At 59.9% G+C, this 16,443-nt stretch carries 16 protein-coding genes; 13 read left to right on the top strand and 3 right to left on the bottom strand.

All coding sequences use genetic code 11. The features are described from left to right. The first annotated feature begins 55 nt into the window (after positions 1-55). On the top strand, positions 56-1,423 hold the full coding sequence (mnmE, locus tag C2846_RS12345) for a tRNA uridine-5-carboxymethylaminomethyl(34) synthesis GTPase MnmE (RefSeq protein WP_119701563.1): 1,368 nt from the start codon (positions 56-58) through the stop codon (positions 1,421-1,423). A 3-nt stretch (positions 1,424-1,426) separates the two neighbouring features. Here the strand turns inward: mnmE and codA are convergent, their stop codons facing one another. Genes codA through codB form a run of 3 tightly spaced genes read right to left on the bottom strand, consistent with a single transcriptional unit; the run spans position 1,427 to position 4,717 of the window. Continuing rightward, a complete protein-coding gene (gene codA, locus C2846_RS12340) occupies positions 1,427-2,683 on the bottom strand; it encodes a cytosine deaminase (protein WP_080048956.1) in 1,257 nt (418 codons plus the stop codon). Beyond that, complete coding sequence (locus C2846_RS12335) at positions 2,667-3,434, bottom strand: PucR family transcriptional regulator (protein ID WP_205890201.1); 768 nt, start codon at positions 3,432-3,434, stop codon at positions 2,667-2,669. Before C2846_RS12335 ends, codA begins: the two co-directional genes overlap by 17 nt. Beyond that, positions 3,431-4,717, bottom strand: coding sequence for a cytosine permease (gene codB / locus C2846_RS12330; RefSeq protein WP_080048958.1), 1,287 nt, complete (start codon positions 4,715-4,717; stop codon positions 3,431-3,433). Before codB ends, C2846_RS12335 begins: the two co-directional genes overlap by 4 nt. 609 nt (positions 4,718-5,326) lie before the next feature. Between codB and mnmG the strand changes: the two genes are divergently transcribed. The 12 genes from mnmG (at position 5,327) to atpD (ending at position 16,403) form a co-directional block, all read left to right on the top strand. Continuing rightward, positions 5,327-7,225 (top strand): tRNA uridine-5-carboxymethylaminomethyl(34) synthesis enzyme MnmG, encoded by a 1,899-nt coding sequence (gene mnmG / locus C2846_RS12325; RefSeq protein WP_080048959.1) that lies wholly within the window; start codon positions 5,327-5,329, stop codon positions 7,223-7,225. Positions 7,226-7,230: 5 nt separating this feature from the next. Then, positions 7,231-7,875, top strand: coding sequence for a 16S rRNA (guanine(527)-N(7))-methyltransferase RsmG (rsmG, locus tag C2846_RS12320; protein WP_080048960.1), 645 nt, complete (start codon positions 7,231-7,233; stop codon positions 7,873-7,875). 9 nt (positions 7,876-7,884) lie between these two features. Then, on the top strand, positions 7,885-8,682 hold the full coding sequence (locus C2846_RS12315; protein WP_080048961.1) for a ParA family protein: 798 nt from the start codon (positions 7,885-7,887) through the stop codon (positions 8,680-8,682). 27 nt (positions 8,683-8,709) lie between these two features. Then, a complete protein-coding gene (locus C2846_RS12310; RefSeq protein WP_080048962.1) occupies positions 8,710-9,573 on the top strand; it encodes a ParB/RepB/Spo0J family partition protein in 864 nt (287 codons plus the stop codon). Positions 9,574-9,779: 206 nt separating this feature from the next. Continuing rightward, the gene (locus C2846_RS12305) at positions 9,780-10,184 is read left to right on the top strand and encodes a F0F1 ATP synthase subunit I (protein ID WP_080048963.1); all 405 of its coding nucleotides are present in this window, start codon (positions 9,780-9,782) and stop codon (positions 10,182-10,184) included. A gap of 14 nt (positions 10,185-10,198) precedes the next feature. Beyond that, complete coding sequence (atpB, locus tag C2846_RS12300) at positions 10,199-11,077, top strand: F0F1 ATP synthase subunit A (protein ID WP_080048964.1); 879 nt, start codon at positions 10,199-10,201, stop codon at positions 11,075-11,077. A gap of 68 nt (positions 11,078-11,145) precedes the next feature. Then, entirely contained in the window at positions 11,146-11,385 is a 240-nt protein-coding gene (gene atpE, locus C2846_RS12295) for a F0F1 ATP synthase subunit C (protein ID WP_080048965.1), read from the top strand. 91 nt (positions 11,386-11,476) lie between these two features. Beyond that, positions 11,477-11,947 (top strand): F0F1 ATP synthase subunit B, encoded by a 471-nt coding sequence (locus C2846_RS12290; protein ID WP_080048966.1) that lies wholly within the window; start codon positions 11,477-11,479, stop codon positions 11,945-11,947. 12 nt (positions 11,948-11,959) lie between these two features. Continuing rightward, on the top strand, positions 11,960-12,496 hold the full coding sequence (locus C2846_RS12285) for a F0F1 ATP synthase subunit delta (protein WP_080048967.1): 537 nt from the start codon (positions 11,960-11,962) through the stop codon (positions 12,494-12,496). A 17-nt stretch (positions 12,497-12,513) separates the two neighbouring features. Beyond that, on the top strand, positions 12,514-14,058 hold the full coding sequence (gene atpA / locus C2846_RS12280; protein WP_080048968.1) for a F0F1 ATP synthase subunit alpha: 1,545 nt from the start codon (positions 12,514-12,516) through the stop codon (positions 14,056-14,058). A 71-nt stretch (positions 14,059-14,129) separates the two neighbouring features. Further along, positions 14,130-14,990, top strand: coding sequence for a F0F1 ATP synthase subunit gamma (gene atpG, locus C2846_RS12275; RefSeq protein ID WP_080048969.1), 861 nt, complete (start codon positions 14,130-14,132; stop codon positions 14,988-14,990). Positions 14,991-15,023: 33 nt separating this feature from the next. After that, complete coding sequence (gene atpD / locus C2846_RS12270) at positions 15,024-16,403, top strand: F0F1 ATP synthase subunit beta (RefSeq protein WP_080048970.1); 1,380 nt, start codon at positions 15,024-15,026, stop codon at positions 16,401-16,403. The last annotated feature ends 40 nt before the right edge of the window (positions 16,404-16,443 follow it).

Below are 16,443 nucleotides of genomic sequence, written 5' to 3'. Positions count from 1 at the left end.
CCACGCAAACGCCCCGATCCCGGGGCGTTTTGCTTTGAGTCGCACAGAGGATGCCATGAGCCGTTACCATGCCGATACCATTGCCGCCATCGCCACTCCGCCGGGGCAGGGCGGCGTCGGCATCATCCGCCTGTCCGGCCCGGCGGCACTTACGGTCGCCCGGCAACTCAGCCGGATCGAGCCCAAACCCCGCTATGCCCACTACGGCCCGTTCTGGCATCAGGACCTGGTGCTCGATCAGGGGCTGACCCTGTTCTTTCCCGGGCCACACTCATTTACCGGCGAAGATGTGCTGGAGCTGCATGGCCACGGTGGCCCGGTGGTCATGGATATGCTGCTCAAGGCCTGCCTGGATTGTGGCGCGCGGCTGGCCCGCCCGGGCGAGTTCAGTGAACGGGCCTTTCTCAACGACAAGCTTGACCTGGCCCAGGCCGAAGCCATCGCCGATCTGATCGAAGCCAGCTCCGAGCAAGCCGCGCGCAATGCCGTGCAATCGCTGCAGGGGGCCTTCTCCCGGCGGGTAGATGAGCTGACCGAAGCACTGATCCAGTTGCGCATCTATGTCGAGGCGGCGATCGACTTTCCCGAAGAGGAAATCGATTTTCTCGCCGATGGTCACGTACTCGGCCAGCTACACGCGATCCAGAACCAACTGACCCAGGTCCAGCGCGAAGCCGGGCAGGGAGCCTTGCTGCGCGATGGCATGACTGTAGTGATCGCCGGTCGACCCAATGCCGGCAAGTCCAGCTTGCTCAATGCCCTGGCCGGCAAGGACAGCGCGATTGTCACCGACATAGCCGGCACCACCCGCGACATCCTGCGTGAACATATCCACATTGACGGCATGCCGCTACATATCATTGATACTGCCGGCCTGCGCGCCACTGATGATGTTGTCGAGCGGATCGGGGTGGAACGGGCGATGAACGCGATTGCCGAAGCCGACCGCATTCTGCTGGTGGTCGATGCCAGTCAGCCGGAAGCCGGCAACCCGGACAGTCTGTGGCCGGAGTTTCTTGACCAGCACCCGGACCCGGCGAAAATCACCCTGATCTACAACAAGGTGGATATCAGCGGTGAACCGGTTGGCCTGCAGAGCGCCGATGACGGTAGCGTAAGCCTGCGTCTGAGCGCCCGCAACGGCGAAGGGATCGAGTTGCTGCGCGAGCACCTGAAAAGCTGCATGGGCTTTGAGCAGACCGCCGAAAGCTTGTTCAGCGCCCGCCGCCGACACCTGCAGGCACTGGAACAGGCGGCCGAATTCCTCAGCCATGGCCACCAGCAACTGACCGTCCTGGGCGCCGGCGAACTGCTGGCTGAAGACCTGCGCATGGCGCAACAGGCACTGGGCGAGATCACCGGCCAGTTCAGTGCCGATGATCTGCTGGGGCGGATTTTTTCCAGTTTCTGTATTGGCAAGTAAGCCTTACTCCCAACCAGCCACTGCCGGCTGGCTGATCTGCCGCTGAACCAGGCAGCGACCATCACGCACCGAGGCCAGCACCGGCGACTGGTTGAGCAGCACCTGGTAGGGGTTGTGGCCATGGAGCACCATGCAACGGGCCGGCCGGCCAACGGCAATGCCATAGTCACTCAGGTTAAGCGCCGCTGCGCCGTTATCGGTCACCAGCTCAAGCGCGCTTTCGATTCGTTCTATGCCCAGCATGTGACAGGCATGCAGACCAACATCCAGAGTGCGCAGCAGGTTGCCATTGCCCATCGGGTACCAGGGGTCGCGGATCGAGTCCTGGCCAAAGCAGACCTTGAGTCCGGCATCCAGCAGCTCCGGCACCCGGGTGATGCCCCGGCGCTTTGGATAACCATCGAAGCGTCCTTGCAGATGCAGGTTCTCGGTCGGCAGCGCGACAAACCGCAACCCGGCCTTCTGCAGCAGGCGGAATAGGCGGCTGCAATAGGCCTGGTCATAGGAGTGCATGGCGCAGGTGTGGCTGGCGGTGACCCGGCTACCGTAATCACGGCTCAGGGCTTCGGCTGCCAGCACTTCGAGAAAGCGCGATTGCGGGTCGTCGATTTCGTCGCAGTGCACATCTACCAGACAATCGTGGGCCTGGGCCAAATCCATCAACAGCTTGACCGACTCGACCCCATAATCACGGGTAAACTCGAAGTGCGGGATTCCACCGATCACATCGGCGCCCAGCTCCAGCGCACGGCTCATCAGTTCCGGGCCCTTGGGAAAGGACAGAATGCCTTCCTGGGGAAAGGCCACAATCTGCAGATCGACGAAATCCCGGACGCGCTCGCGCACCTCGACCATGGCCTGTAGGGCCGTCAGTTGCGGGTCGGTGACATCGACATGGGTGCGTACATACTGAATGCCATGCGCAGCGAACAGTTTGAGGGTCTGCTCGGCACGCCCTATCACGTCCTCACGGCTGAGCAGCGCCTTGCGCTCAGCCCAGCATTCGATACCTTCGAACAGCGTACCACTGCGGTTCCAGCGCGGCTCACCAGCGGTCAGCGCCGCATCCAGATGAATATGCGGCTCAACAAAGGGCGCACTGACCAGATTGCCCCTGGCGTCCAGTTGCTCTGCACTGGCGTTCAGCTCGCCAACCTGGGATTCGATGGCGCTGAAACGGCCGGAGGCCATGCGCAGGGTATACAGGCCGTCGGCACCAACCAGACGGGCATTGACGATGGCTTCAAGATGCGGGGTCATGCGGGGTCTCCAGATTCAGGCGTGGTGACGCCGGCTCGCGCAGCAGAGCCAGAGCCAGCGTCAGGGTGTAGATATCATCGATATTGCCGGGCTCAAGCCCGGTCAGGGTAAACAGCTTGTCCAGCCGATAGCGCAGCGAGTTGCGGTGACAACCTAAGGCATCGGCCGCCGCCGTCAGGTTGCCCTGGTGCGCCAACCAGGCTTCCAGACTGCTGGCCAGTTGTTTCAGCAACTCCAGATGCTGGCCAATAAAAGGGTCGATCAGGGCCAGGCGCTCCTCAGGCTCGCCCACCCGCAACTGCAACCGCTCGAGCAACGAGCCGGCCTGCTGCTCGGCCAGACGCCGGGCCTGCTGTTCGCGCTGCACGATTGCCCGGCTGATGGCTTCGGTCACAGTCACCATGGGCAGCGAGTATGGCTGCTCCAACAGCGGCATCTGCAACTGATCGGCCAGGCGCAACAAAGCCAGCGGCAACTGGCCGATATAGACATCACCGGTCAGAATCACCAGGCCTGCGATCTCGGTACGCGCCGCCTCATACAGCAGCTCAAACAGGTTGCTCTGATTGTGGTGCCGACCAATCCCGGTAATGAATACCAGTTCCCCTCCTTTGATCCAGGGGCCAAAGGAGCGATTCTCGGCAACATAGGGCCAGCGTACCAGCCGCTCGCTGCCGGCAGCCCCAGCGCGCAGGCGGATCCCCCCTAGGCCAGGCAACTGCGACACTTCACGACAGCGCAGACCCATCATCCGGCACTGCGCAGCAACGCGGCACGACGTTCACGCACCCCGGCCACTGCCAGTTCGATCAGGACATAAGACAACGCCGCAACCAGCACCCCAACCAGTGGCGCGATCCAGGCTGAAGCATAGGCAACCAACGAACCCAACGCATAGGCTGTCAGCCCGACCAGATTGAAGGCCGGCAATCGGGCTGTGCCAATCTCCGGATAGCGCCCCCGCCAGGACACGAAATAATTGGCCATGATTACCCCACCGACCGGCGGAATGAAGGTGCCGAGCAGAATCAGAAAGGGAATCAGCCAGGCGTACATCCCCAGCACCGCCAGCAGAGTACCGATAGCCGCACCGACCAGGGTAATGGTTCTGCGCCGCTCGGTACGCAACAGATTGCAGCCGGCCACGGCAAAGTTGTAGACGGTATTGTCCTGCGTGGTCCACAGATTGAGAAACAGCATCAGGATCCCCAGCGTTGCCAGCCCCTGGGCCACCAGAATATCGACGATATCAGCCTGTTGATAGACCAGTGCGCCAAAGGCCCCCACCAGCGTCATCAAGCCATTGCCCAGGAAAAAGGCAGCCAGGGTTGCCAGTACCGCGGACTTGCCCGAACGGGCGAACCGGGTCCAGTTGGTAGCCTGGGTACCGCCGCTGACGAAGGTACCGAACACCAGGGTAATGGCGGCAGCCACACTCATCTCGGTACTGGGGATCACACTGCTAAGCCCTGACAGCCCGCCAGCATCGGAGGCAGCAATCGTCAGACTGACGGCAACCAGAATGATCATCGCCGGCACGGCAAAACGCGATAGCAGGTCCAGGCCCCGGTAACCAACAAAGGCACTGACACAGAATCCAAACCCGAACAACACCATCAACGGCAGGGTCAGCCCCTCAGGCAAACCGGTCATCTTGACCAGCAGCAAGGCCATGGTAGCGGTCCCCCAGGCATACCAACCGATCTGGGTGAAACCAAGAAGCACATCAGACAACTTGCTGCCCAGTTCGCCAAAGGCGAACCGGCTCATCAAGGCGGTGTTCAACCCAGAGCGGGCGGCAATATAGCCCAGCACCGCCGCGTAACAACCCAGCAACAGGTTGCCGATCAGCAGAATCCACAACATGGTGGAAAAGTCGAAGGCCGTGCCAATACTGCCGCCAGCCCACATGGTGGCGGTAAAGAAGGTAAAGCCCAGCAGCACAAAGCCCATCGACCACAGGCTTTTTCTGGCCTGAGCCGGCACAGGCTCCAAGGGGTAGTCCTGGTCTGCAGTCACATGCGTATCAGTCATCACGGTATCTCCCTATTCTAAAAGGGGCATGGGTTGCGTCAGCGCCCCGCCACGGTTCAGTCCCTTGGGCATTTGCAATGGCTGTGCCACGGGCCAGTTTAGGTTGCCCTCACGCCGTTGGCTGAACCAATGAGCTGTGCAAACTGCACAAATAGCCATAACCCTCCCGCCTGTATAGGTTAATAACGCCCCAAAATGATGCGGATTGGTCGAATAAACCCTGTGGAAAACCCACCCTGAGCCAGGTCGATAACCCTGTGCATGGACTGAGGGCAAACCCGCCTGTGGATAAGCCAACTGGTTACCCACAGCTTTACCCAAGGATTCACCCCTGTCTGTCCCCCTATCGCCAACAACCTTATGCTTTCTCTAACCGAATGAAGATATTGGATTTTTTATGCTTATCCACAGAAAATGGGCTGATCATATACAGTCATATAAACTAAGTTTTTAAACATGTTTTCCTTTTCTCTATGTAATTTCCTTCACCTTCTTGGCTTACCCCGGTTGATCAAAAAACGTTCAACCGCTGGCTGCAATTTTTTCGCTCTGGGCCTATAATCAGCCCCTTTTCCCAAAATCAGCCTGAACCGGGCAATGAGGTGAGCGGTGGACTATCCAAGTCGTTTTGACGTGATCGTGGTAGGTGGCGGCCATGCCGGTACCGAGGCCGCGCTGGCGGCTGCACGCATGGGTGTGAAGACTCTGCTGCTCAGCCACAACGTCGAAACCCTGGGACAGATGAGCTGCAACCCGGCCATTGGCGGGATTGGCAAGAGTCACCTGGTCAAGGAAATCGATGCGCTGGGTGGTGCCATGGCTCGGGCGACCGACCAGGCCGGGATCCAGTTCCGGATTCTCAATAGCCGCAAGGGCCCGGCGGTGCGTGCCACCCGCGCTCAGGCCGACCGGGTGCTGTACAAGGCGGCGATCCGCCAGATGCTGGAGAACCAGCCGAACCTGTGGATCTTCCAGCAGGCCTGCGATGACCTGATCGTCGAACAGGAGCAGGTACGCGGTGTCGTGACCCAGATGGGCCTGCGCTTTCTCGCCGACAACGTGGTGCTGACTGCCGGTACCTTCCTTGGCGGGCGCATTCACATTGGTCTGGACAACTATTCCGGTGGCCGCGCAGGCGACCCGCCGGCGATTGCCCTGGCCCAGCGCCTGCGCGAACTGCCGCTGCGGGTCGACCGGCTGAAAACCGGCACCCCGCCGCGGATCGACGGCAAGAGTGTGGATTTTTCCCAGATGACCCCGCAGCCCGGCGATACCCCGTTGCCGGTCATGTCGTTCATGGGCTCGGTCGACGAGCACCCCGAGCAGGTCAACTGCTGGATCACTCACACCAACGAGCGTACCCACGAGATCATCCGCAACAACCTCGACCGCTCGCCGATGTACACCGGGGTGATCGAGGGCATTGGCCCGCGCTACTGCCCGTCGATCGAGGACAAGATTCATCGCTTTGCCGACAAGAACAGCCATCAGGTGTTCATCGAGCCGGAAGGCCTGACCACCCATGAGCTGTATCCCAACGGCATTTCCACCTCGCTGCCGTTTGACGTGCAGCTGGAGCTCGTGCGCTCGATCAAGGGCATGGAAAATGCCCATATCCTGCGTCCGGGGTATGCCATCGAATACGACTACTTCAACCCGCAGGATCTGAAGTATTCGCTGGAAACCAAGGTCATCGGCGGGCTGTTCTTCGCCGGGCAGATCAACGGCACCACCGGTTACGAAGAGGCCGGCGCCCAGGGGTTGCTGGCCGGCCTCAACGCCGCCCGCCGCGCCCAGGGCCAGGACGCCTGGTGCCCGCGCCGTGACGAAGCCTACATCGGCGTGCTGGTCGACGACCTGATTACTTTGGGCACCCAGGAGCCCTATCGGATGTTCACCTCGCGGGCCGAATACCGTCTGGTACTGCGTGAAGACAACGCCGACCTGCGCCTGACCGAACAGGGCCGTGCCCTGGGTCTGATCGACGACGCCCGCTGGGCCGCGTTCAACGCCAAGCGCGAAGCCATCGAGCTGGAAAACCAGCGCTTGCGCAGCACCTGGGTACAGCCTGGCAGTGCCCAGGCCGAAGCCTTTGCCAGCCGTTACGGCGTGCCGCTGACACGCGAATACAACCTGCTGGATCTGCTGCGTCGCCCAGAAGTCGACTACGCTGGCCTGTGTGACACTACCGGTGAGCAGAGCATCGATCCGGCCGTGGCCGAACAGGTCGAAATCCAGACCAAGTATGCCGGCTATATCGAGCGTCAGCAGGAGGAAATCGACCGTCTGCGTCAGCATGAGGCCACCCGGTTGCCGGCTGACCTCGACTATCAGGCGCTCAGCGGCCTGTCCAACGAGATCAAGCACAAGCTCGATGCCGCCCGCCCGGAAACCTTGGGTCAGGCCTCGCGGATTCCCGGCGTGACGCCGGCGGCGGTCAGCCTGTTGCTGATCCATCTGAAAAAACGCAACGCCCTGGGTGGCAGTCAACTGGCCCGGGAGGCGTAAGGCGGATGCAGGACAAGGCACAGGAACTGGCGGCCGGCGCCGCGCAACTGGATATCGCCCTCAGCCCTCAGCAGAGCTCGCTGCTGCTCGGCTATCTGGCATTGCTGATCAAGTGGAACAAGGCCTACAACCTCACGGCGGTACGTAATCCCGATGAAATGGTCAGCCGCCACCTGCTCGACAGCCTGAGCGTGCTGCCGTTCGTCACCCCTGGCCGCTGGCTGGATGTGGGTAGCGGTGGTGGCATGCCCGGGGTGATCCTGGCGATCATGCGTCCGGACTGTCAGTTCACCCTGCTTGACAGCAACGGCAAGAAAACCCGCTTTCTCACCCAGGTTCGGCTCGAGCTGGGGCTGGGCAATCTGGAGGTGGTCAACAGCCGGGTTGAAGCTTTTGCTCCGAAGCAGCCGTTTGATGGTGTGGTCTCGCGGGCCTTCAGCGCGGCCAATGACTTCGTCGCACTGACCCGGCATCTGGGAACGGTGAAAACCCGCTGGCTGGCGATGAAAGGCCAGTATCCTGAAGAAGAGCTGGCAGCCCTGCCGCTCGACTTCCGGGTTGAACAAAGCACGCAATTGTCAGTTCCCGGTTGCCAGGGCAGCCGTCATCTGCTGATACTGCGTCGGGTGACTTCGGCGGATAACGGATAGGAGGTGTCAGTGGGTAAGGTACTGGCTATTGCCAACCAGAAAGGCGGTGTCGGCAAGACTACCACCTGTATCAACCTCGCCGCCTCGCTGGCCGCTACCAAGCGCAAGGTGCTGCTGATCGACCTCGACCCCCAGGGCAATGCGACCATGGGCAGCGGGATCGACAAGGCGGAACTGGACAACTCGGTGTACGAACTGCTGACCGGCCGCTGTGAACTGGATCAGGCCCTGCAACGTTCCGAACATGGCGGTTATGACTTGCTGCCGGCCAACGGCGACCTGACCGCTGCCGAAGTCGAACTGCTTGATATCAAGATGAAAGAGAGCCGGCTGCGCTACGCCTTGACGAATGTCCGGGGCAAATACGATTTCATCCTGATCGACTGCCCGCCGTCGCTGAACATGCTGACGGTCAACGGACTGGTTGCCGCCGATGGTGTGGTTATTCCGATGCAGTGCGAATACTACGCGCTGGAGGGGTTGTCGGCGCTGGTCGACACTATCAGCCGGATTGCCGCGGTACTTAACCCCAATCTGCAGATCGAAGGTCTGCTGCGGACCATGTACGATCCGCGCAACAGCCTGACTCTGGATGTGTCGGCCCAGCTCTCCAGCCATTTTGGCGACAAGCTCTATCAGACCGTGATTCCACGCAATGTGCGTCTGGCCGAGGCGCCGAGTTTCGGCATGCCGGCACTGGCCTACGACAAGCAGTCGCGCGGCGCAGTGGCGTATCTGGCGCTGGCCGGTGAACTGGTACGGCGCAGCAAGCAGGCGGCCAAGGCCGCGGCAGCAGCAACCGAATAATCTAACCGGAAGAAGGACAGCACAGGCATGGCGGCGAAAAAGCGCGGCTTGGGACGAGGACTGGATGCACTGCTTGGGCAGGCCAACGCCGCCCGGCAACCGGTGGAAGACAGTCAGGATCAGCAGCTCAAGGAGCTGCCGGTCGATCTGATTCAGCGCGGCAAATATCAACCGCGGCGGGACATGGACCCCCAGGCCCTTGAGGAACTGGCAGAGTCGATCAAGGCCCAGGGCGTGATGCAGCCGATCGTAGTGCGGCCGATCGATGGGCAGCGCTACGAAATCATTGCCGGTGAGCGGCGCTGGCGGGCGACCCAACTGGCCGGGCTGGACTCCATTCCGGCGGTAATCCGCGAGGTTCCGGACGAAGCCGCGATCGCCATGGCGCTGATCGAGAACATCCAGCGTGAAGACCTTAATCCGATCGAAGAAGCCATGGCCCTGCAGCGCCTGCAGCAGGAATTCGAGCTGACCCAGCAGGAAGTGGCCAACGCAGTCGGCAAGTCGCGAGTCACAGTCACCAATCTACTGCGTCTGATGGCCCTGCCCGATGACGTCAAACTGCTGCTCGAGCGTGGCGATATCGAGATGGGCCATGCCCGGGCTCTGCTCGGCCTGCCCCTGGAGCAGCAAACTCAGGCCGCCCGTCAGGTCGTGGCCAAGGGGTTGACCGTCCGCCAGACCGAAGCGCTGGTTCGCCAATGGCTGAATCCGCGCCGTGAGTCAGCCCAGGTTCGCAGCAATCCGGATATCGACCGGCTGCAACTGGATCTGTCCGAGCGACTCGGCGCCGAGGTGAAAATTCAGCACGGCAACAAGGGCAAAGGCAAGCTGGTCATCAGCTACAGTTCACTGGATGAACTGGACGGCGTTTTGATGCACATCAAGTGACAGCCGGGCCGCTACTTTGGTCGTGAACCCACCTGCCAAGGTGGCAATAGCGGCGAAAATCGACCGGATTTCGGGCGGTTTCGGTTGAACCTGCTGGTTATTCAACCTATACTCCCTCGCGCTGTTTTGGCTGGTGAATGCACCAGTTTGTTGCAAGCAAACAACCGGAATGCGCCCGGAAGAGGCCGTATCACAGGTTAGGGTAAATGGACGCAAGAACGCCCAACAGAACCCCCTTCCATCGGCTCCCCGCTTTCCCGGTGTTGCTGCTGCAATGCCTCGTTATGCTCGGGGTTGCCGCGATCCTGTGGTTTTTCCAGGGACCGGTTGCCGGTTATTCCGGCTTGTTGGGAGGGCTGATCGCACTGGTCCCCAACGCTTATTTTGCCTACCGGGTGTACCGCTATAGCGGTGCCCGGTCGGCGCGCGCCATCGTCCGGGAACTGTATTCCGGCGAGGCAGGCAAACTGATTTTGACCGCCGCACTGTTTGTGCTGGTGTGGGTGGGCGTGAAACCGCTGGAGGTCGCCGCAGTGTTCGGTGGGTACCTCGCGGTGCTGGCTGTAGGTGCCAGCGCATTGCTCATCGTCAGAGGCTTTCCAAAGCATTAGCGTTTGAGGCGAATATGGCGAGTACATCAGTAGAGTATATTCAGCACCATTTGCAGAATCTGACCTTCGGCAAACTGCCGGCCGGTTATGAGCGTTATGATGGTTCTGTGTTGCAGGAAGCTACCTGGACCGTGGCCAAGAGTGGCAGTGAAGCCGCTGACATGGGCTTCATGGCATTCCACCTGGATACCCTGGGCTGGTCGATCCTGATGGGGATCATCTTCCTTGGGCTGTTCCGTTTTGTTGCTACCCGCGTCACCGTCGATACCCCCAATGGGCTGCAGAACCTGGTCGAAATGACTGTCGAGTTCGTGCAGAACATGGTCAAGGATACCTTCCACGGCCGTAATCCACTGATCGCCCCGCTGGCCCTGACCATCTTCGTCTGGGTCCTGCTGATGAACTCGCTGAAGTGGATTCCGGTCGACTACATACCGCAGCTGGCGGTGCTGTTCGGTCAGTACGTCCTGGGCATGGACCCGCATGACGTCTACTTCAAGATTGTTCCGACCACCGATCCCAATGCCACCTTCGGCATGTCCATCGGGGTGTTCGCGCTGATCATTTTCTACAGCTTCAAGGTCAAGGGCACCGGCGGATTCATGAAGGAGCTGTCCTTCACCCCGTTCAACCACTGGGCCCTGATTCCGGTCAACCTGTTCCTGGAAATTCTCGGTCTGCTGACCAAGCCGCTGAGCCTTGCGCTGCGTCTGTTCGGCAATATGTATGCCGGTGAAGTGGTGTTCATCCTGATCGCGCTGCTGCCGTTCTACCTGCAGTGGGTACTGAACGTGCCGTGGGCGATCTTCCACATCCTGGTCATTCCGCTGCAGGCCTTCATCTTCATGGTGCTCACCATTGTGTATCTGAGCGCTGCCCATGAGGACCATTGACGCAGTCAGAACCTGTTCAACCAACGACAACCTTGCACTACAACCTTGAAACTTAGTTAGGAGTAATTATGGAACTCGTAATCATCGCTGCCGCTATCATGATCGGTCTGGGCGCTCTGGGTACTGGTATCGGCTTCGCCCTGCTGGGCGGCAAGCTGCTGGAGTCCACTGCTCGTCAGCCTGAACTGGGCCCGCAGCTGCAGACCAAGACCTTCCTGATGGCCGGTCTGCTCGACGCCGTGCCGATGATCGGCGTTGGTATCGCGATGTACCTGATCTTCGTTGTTGCCCCTGGTCTGGCTGGTTGATCGATCGACTCCGATAACTGGCAGGGCGCAGGCCCTGTCAGATCGATCGTCACACCCCAGGTATCAACGAAATAGCACGAGGTAAATCGCTGTGAACATTAATCTGACGCTGTTTGGTCAAACGATTGCCTTCGCTATTTTTGTCTGGTTTTGCATGAAGTTCGTCTGGCCGCCGATCACGGCAGCCATGGCCGAACGCCAGAAAAAAATCGCCGAAGGCCTGGATGCGGCTGGCCGCGCCCAGCGTGACCTGAGCCTCGCTCAGGAAAAAGCTTCCCAGACCCTGCGTGAGACCAAGGAACAGGCTACTCAGATCATCGAGCAAGCCAACAAGAGTGCCAACCTCATTATTGAGGAAGCCAAGCAGCAGGCACGTTCCGAAGGTGAGCGCCTGATTGCGGCCGCCAAAGCCGAAATCGAACAAGAAGTGAATCGCGCCAAGGATCAACTGCGTGCCCAGGTTGCCACTCTGGCAGTCAAGGGTGCTGAACAGATCCTGCAGTCCGAGGTGGATTCCAAGGCCCACAGTGAGCTGGTCGAAAAACTGGCCTCACAACTCTAAGCGAGGCGAGCGATGGCTACTATCAACACGCTAGCTCGGCCTTACGCCAAAGCCGCTTTCGAGCACGCGTCGACAGCCAATCAGCTGGATGCCTGGTCAGGCATGCTGGCTCTGGCTGGCGCTGCGATCAACGAAGCGGTTTTTGCCGATAGAGTGCGCAACCCGGGTCTGACCCGTGAGCGCAAGGCCGAGGACCTGCTCATGGTGTGTGAAGGTCAGATCGACGAGGCGTTCGGAAATTTCATCCGGACCCTGGCCGAAAATGACCGTCTGCCCCTGATCCCGGTAATCGCCGAGCTCTATGAGCAACACAAGGCGGAGCACGATCGGAGCGTCGCAGTCGAAGTCGAAAGCGCCTTCGAGCTGAGCGAAGATCAACTGAAAACGCTGGCAACCGCACTATCCAAGCGGTTGGACCGGACAGTGACCCCTCAAGTCACCATCAATCCCGCCCTGATCGGCGGTGTGCTGGTACGTGCGGGTGACCTGGTCATCGATGGTTCGGTCCGCGGCAAGCTTGCAAAGCTCGCCGAGGCGTTGAAATCCTGATTTGAGGGACATGGCACATGCAGCAACTGAATCCTTCCGAAATTAGCGAAATTATCAAGAAGCGCATCGAGAAACTCGATGTCAGCTCCCAGGCCCGCAATGTCGGCACCATCGTCAGCGTTTCCGACGGTATCGTGCGCATCCATGGCCTGGCCGATGTAATGTACGGCGAAATGATCGAGTTCCCCGGTGGCGTCTATGGTATGGCGCTGAACCTGGAGCAGGACTCTGTCGGTGCGGTGGTTCTGGGTGAATACCTGAGCCTGGCCGAGGGCATGACTGCCCAGTGCACCGGCCGCATCCTTGAAGTACCGGTTGGTCCGGAACTGCTGGGTCGCGTCGTTGACGCGCTGGGCAATCCGATCGACGGTAAGGGTGCGATTGATGCCAAGGCTACCGACGCGGTCGAAAAGGTCGCCCCGGGCGTGATCTGGCGTAAGTCGGTCGACCAGCCGGTGCAAACCGGTTACAAGTCGGTTGACGCGATGATTCCGATCGGCCGTGGCCAGCGTGAGCTGATCATCGGTGACCGTCAGACTGGTAAGACCGCCATGGCGGTTGATGCGATCATTAACCAGAAAGGCTCCGGCATCAAATGTATCTACGTAGCCGTTGGTCAGAAGCAGTCGACCATCGCCAACGTGGTACGCAAGCTGGAAGAGCACGACGCTCTGGCGCACACCGTGGTAGTTGCCGCATCGGCTTCCGACCCGGCTGCCCTGCAGTTCCTGGCGCCCTACGCCGGCTGCACCATGGGTGAGTACTTCCGTGACCGTGGCGAAGACGCACTGATCATCTATGATGATCTGTCCAAGCAGGCTGTGGCTTACCGCCAGATCTCCCTGCTGCTGCGTCGTCCGCCGGGCCGTGAAGCCTACCCGGGTGACGTGTTCTATCTCCACAGCCGTCTGCTCGAGCGTGCCTCGCGCGTCTCTGAAGAGTACGTTGAGAAGTTCACCAACGGTGAAGTGAAAGGCCAGACCGGTTCCTTGACCGCGCTGCCGATCATCGAAACCCAGGCCGGTGACGTATCGGCGTTCGTTCCGACCAACGTGATCTCGATCACCGACGGTCAGATCTTCCTCGAGTCCAACCTGTTCAACTCGGGTATCCGTCCGGCGGTTAACGCCGGTATCTCGGTATCGCGTGTTGGTGGTGCGGCCCAGACCAAGATCATCAAGAAGCTGTCCGGTGGTATTCGTACCGCGCTGGCCCAGTTCCGTGAGCTGGCAGCCTTTGCCCAGTTCGCCTCCGATCTGGACGAAGCGACCCGCAAGCAGCTCGAGCACGGTCAGCGTGTTACCGAGCTGATGAAGCAGGACCAGTATACGCCGATGTCGATCGCCGAAATGGCCATCAGCATCTATGCCGCCGAGAAGGGCTTCCTGAACGATGTCGAACTCAACAAGGTCGGCGCCTTCGAGAAGGCCATGCTCGCCTACTTCAAGCGTGACAAGGCCGATCTGCTGGCCAAGATCAACGAGAAGGGCGATTACAACGACGAGATCGAAGCCGGTATCAAGTCTGGCATCGAGAACTTCAAGGCGACCCAAAGCTGGTAAGCCGAGCGCGGGGCATGGCGACATGTCCCGCTTCGTGCGACCCGGCCAAGGGCTAACCTGAAAGGTGTGACATGGCAGGCGCAAAAGAGATTCGCACCAAGATTGCGAGTATTAAAAGTACGCAGAAGATCACCAGCGCCATGGAAAAGGTGGCGGTCAGCAAAATGCGCAAGGCACAGCAGCGCATGGCCGCCAGCCGCCCCTACGCTGAGCGGATCCGTCAGGTAATTGGTCATCTGGCCAATGCCAACCCGGAATACCGCCACCCGTTCATGCAAGAGCGTGAAGTCAAGCGGGTGGGGTATATCGTGGTCAGCACGGACCGTGGTCTCTGCGGTGGCTTGAACACCAACCTGTTCAAGGCACTGGTTCAAAACATGAAGGAATGGCGTGATCGCAACGTTGAAACCGACCTGTGCGTGATCGGTAGCAAGGGCGCCAGCTTCTTCCGCAGCTTCGGCGGTAACGTCGTGGCCGCCATCAGCCACCTGGGTGAAGCGCCGTCGGTCAATGACCTGATCGGCAGCGTCAAGGTGATGCTTGATGGTTATCACGAAGGCCGTATCGACCGTCTGTACCTGGTATCCAATACCTTCATCAACACCATGGTGCAACAGCCCACGGTGGAGCAGATGATTCCGCTGGTGGCGTCGGAAAGCGACGAACTCCAGGAACGCTGGGATTACCTGTATGAGCCGGATGCCCAGGGCCTGCTGGATGGCCTGCTGACTCGTTACATCGAGTCCCAGGTGTACCAGTCGGTGGTCGAGAACAATGCTTGCGAACAAGCGGCCCGGATGATCGCGATGAAGAGCGCGACTGACAACGCCGGTGAGCTCATCAGCAATTTGCAGCTCATCTACAACAAGGCCCGTCAGGCAGCGATCACCCAGGAAATTTCGGAAATCGTCGGCGGCGCCGCCGCGGTTTGACGACAGGGTTTCAAACTTTTAGAGGAACCAACAATGAGTAGCGGACGTATCGTTCAAATCATCGGCGCGGTCATCGACGTGGAATTCCCGCGTGCTGACGTGCCGAAGGTGTATGACGCGCTGCAAGTTCCGGAGCACGACAACCTGACTCTGGAAGTTCAGCAGCAGCTGGGTGACGGCATCGTACGTGCCATCGCCATGGGTACCACCGAAGGTCTCAAGCGGGGCCTGAGCGTGAACAATACCGGTGCAGCCATCCAGGTTCCAGTCGGGGTCAAGACCCTGGGCCGGATCATGGACGTACTGGGTAACCCGATTGATGAGGCTGGTCCCATCGGTGAAGAAGAGCGCTGGGGTATTCACCGCAAGGCTCCGTCCTATGCCGAGCAATCTGGCTCCAACGAGCTGTTGGAAACCGGCATCAAGGTAATCGACCTGATGTGTCCGTTCGCCAAGGGCGGTAAGGTTGGTCTGTTCGGTGGCGCCGGTGTGGGCAAGACCGTAAACATGATGGAGCTGATCCGTAACATCGCCATCGAGCACAGCGGTTACTCGGTATTCGCCGGTGTGGGTGAGCGGACTCGTGAAGGTAACGACTTCTATCACGAGATGAAGGACTCCAACGTACTGGACAAGGTAGCCCTGGTTTACGGCCAGATGAACGAGCCGCCGGGTAACCGTCTGCGCGTGGCCCTGACTGGTCTGACCATGGCCGAGAAGTTCCGTGACGAAGGTCGTGACGTACTGTTGTTCATTGACAACATCTACCGTTACACCCTGGCCGGTACCGAAGTATCCGCACTGCTGGGCCGTATGCCGTCGGCGGTAGGTTATCAGCCGACCCTGGCCGAAGAGATGGGTGTTCTGCAGGAACGCATCACCTCGACCAAGACCGGTTCGATCACCTCGATCCAGGCGGTATACGTACCTGCGGACGACTTGACCGACCCGTCGCCGGCTACCACCTTCGCCCACTTGGACGCGACCGTGGTACTGTCCCGTGACATCGCTTCTCTGGGTATCTACCCGGCGGTTGACCCGCTCGATTCCACCAGCCGTCAGCTCGACCCGCTGGTGATCGGTCAGGAGCACTACGACACCGCCCGTGGCGTTCAGTATGTTCTGCAGCGTTACAAGGAGCTGAAGGACATCATCGCCATTCTGGGTATGGACGAACTGTCCGAGGAAGACAAGCAGCTGGTGGCCCGTGCCCGTAAGATGCAGCGCTTCCTGTCCCAGCCGTTCTTCGTGGCCGAGGTCTTCACCGGTGCTCCGGGCAAATACGTTGCCCTCAAGGAAACCATCCGGGCCTTCAAAGGCATCCTCAATGGTGACTACGACCACCTGCCGGAGCAGGCGTTCTACATGGTCGGTACCATTGACGAAGCCATCGAGAAAGCGAAGAAAATGTAATGGGTAGCGCCCGCGCAAGCGGGCGCAGAACCGAGGCAAA

The organism is Pseudomonas jilinensis (genome assembly GCF_003586265.1).
In the GTDB taxonomy this organism is placed as follows: domain Bacteria; phylum Pseudomonadota; class Gammaproteobacteria; order Pseudomonadales; family Pseudomonadaceae; genus Halopseudomonas; species Halopseudomonas phragmitis.
The sequence above is the reverse complement of the archived record's forward strand: the minus strand, read 5'-3'. Positions and strand labels throughout refer to the sequence as shown.